Origin of the sequence: Curtobacterium sp. B8 (genome assembly GCF_000333315.1) — a bacterium.
GTDB lineage: Bacteria > Actinomycetota > Actinomycetes > Actinomycetales > Microbacteriaceae > Curtobacterium > Curtobacterium luteum.
On record NZ_BACW01000140.1, the window covers coordinates 1 to 2258 of the forward strand.

Consider the following 2258-nt stretch of genomic DNA (forward strand, 5'->3'; position numbering starts at 1 on the left):
CCACGGCGATCACGACGATCCACCAGACGCCCGGCTCGAGCAGCAGGATCCCCACGGCGACGACCGTCCCGCCGACGGTGCCGACCACGCGCTGCCAGGCGCGGCGGAGCGTGTGGCGTTGGCGGAGCGCGGGGAGCGTCGACACGACGGCGATGACCGCCCAGTACGGGTGTCCGAGGCCGGGCAGCGCCTCGGCGACACCGCCGGCGACCAGCGACCCGACGACGTTGAGCGCCACCGTCTCGCGGAGCGCCCGCGTGCGGAGGACGGCGAGCGTCCGGTGCTTGCGTTCGCCGAGCGGTCGGAAGCGGTGCGGTGCGTGCGGGTGGAACACCCGACGGAGCACGACGCCGGACATCGCCACGAGCCACGCCCACGCCACCGAGCAGACGATGATGAGCAGGACCGTCGGGACGTCGGCCGGCCGGAGCGGCACGAGCGCGGACACGACGAACGCGAACACGGGGAAGATCGGCTGCGCCGGGATCGTCTGCAGCGCCGTGAGGGTGCACACCGCGACGACCAGCACGACCACGAGGCCGATCGCCTGCAGCCACAGCGGGTGCCCGAGCAGCGCCACCCCGATGCCCGCGAGCATGCAGGCCGTCTGCAGCGCCCCGGCGACACCCGTGGTCACGGCGCGCTGCCGGTACGGCTCCGTCGCGCCGAAGATCGCGGTGAACCCGGCGAACATCGCGAACGCCGCGTACCCGGGCATCCCGAGGGCGATGAGCAGCGCGAGCGGAGCGCCGCCGGCGATCGCGGCGCGGGCTGCGCCCTCGAGGTTCACGGTCCGGGTCGAGTGCGCAGGTGTCGTCATGTCGCACCCATCTTCCCACCGCGACGGGTGTCGCCGACCCGGGCCGCGCCTCCAGGCGGTCCCCGCCACCGGCCTGGAGGCGCGTGGCGGGCTCGCCACGCACCTGGCGTCCGGACCGACGCGGCTTGGTATACCAACCTGCTAGAGTGGCCGGACGAGCCGCGACAGCGGCGCATCGACGACAACGAGGAAGGGTCGAGCCGATGGGAAAGACGCTCGCCGAGAAGGTGTGGGACGACCACGTCGTGGTCAGGGGCGAGGACGGGAAGCCGGACCTCCTCTACATCGACCTCCACCTCGTGCACGAGGTGACGAGCCCGCAGGCGTTCGACGGCCTGCGCCAGGCCGGCCGCCCGGTGCGTCGCCTCGACCTCACGATCGCGACCGAGGACCACAACACCCCGACGCTCGCCATCGACCGTCCCATCGCGGACCCGACGAGCCGTACCCAGATCGAGACGCTCCGACGCAACTGCGCGGAGTTCGGGGTGCGCCTGCACTCGCTCGGCGACAAGGAACAGGGCATCGTGCACGTCGTCGGTCCGCAGCTCGGACTCACGATGCCCGGCATCACCGTGGTGTGCGGCGATTCGCACACCAGCACGCACGGCGCGTTCGGCGCGATGGCGTTCGGCATCGGCACGTCCGAGGTCGAGCACGTCCTCGCCACGCAGACGCTGCCGCTCAAGCCGTTCAAGACGATGGCGATCACGGTCGAGGGCACGCTCCGCCCCGGCGTCACGGCGAAGGACATCATCCTCGCGGTCATCGCGAAGATCGGCACGGGCGGCGGTCAGGGCTACGTGCTCGAGTACCGCGGCTCCGCGATCCGCGCGCTCTCGATGGAGGGCCGCATGACGATCTGCAACATGTCGATCGAGGCCGGCGCCCGCGCCGGCATGGTCGCCCCCGACCAGACGACCTACGACTACGTGCAGGGCCGCGACCACGCGCCGACGGGTCAGGACTGGGACGACGCCGTCGCCTACTGGGACACGCTCGCGACCGACGACGACGCGGTCTTCGACGCCGAGGTGTTCATCGACGCCGACGAGCTCGAGCCCTTCGTCACCTGGGGGACCAACCCCGGTCAGGGCGTCTCGCTCTCCGAGACGGTCCCGGACCCGTCCGACTACACGGACCCGAACGACCAGGCCGCAGCCCAGCGCGCGCTGGAGTACATGGACCTCGAGGCCGGCACCCCGATGAAGGACATCGCGGTCGACGCGGTGTTCATGGGGTCGTGCACGAACTCCCGCATCGAGGACCTCCGGGCCTTCGCGTCGATCATCGAGGGGCGGAAGAAGGCCGACGGCGTCCGCGTGATGGTCGTGCCGGGCTCCGCTCGGGTCCGGCTCGAGGCCGAGGCCGAGGGGCTGGACAAGGTGATCGCGGACTTCGGCGCCGAGTGGCGGTTCGCCGGCTGCTCGATGTGCCT

2 protein-coding genes are annotated in these 2258 nt (G+C 71.8%); one reads left to right on the forward strand and one right to left on the reverse strand.

Annotated features, from left to right (window positions below; translation table 11 throughout):
* Positions 1 to 820 (reverse strand): FUSC family protein (locus tag I59_RS03525; protein ID WP_022902688.1); only part of this gene is annotated, 820 nt, incomplete at its 3' end.
* 203 nt (positions 821 to 1023) lie between these two features.
* On the opposite strand from I59_RS03525, the gene leuC reads away from it, so the two are divergent.
* A partial coding sequence (leuC, locus tag I59_RS03530; protein WP_022902689.1) for a 3-isopropylmalate dehydratase large subunit occupies positions 1024 to 2258 on the forward strand: 1235 nt, incomplete at its 3' end.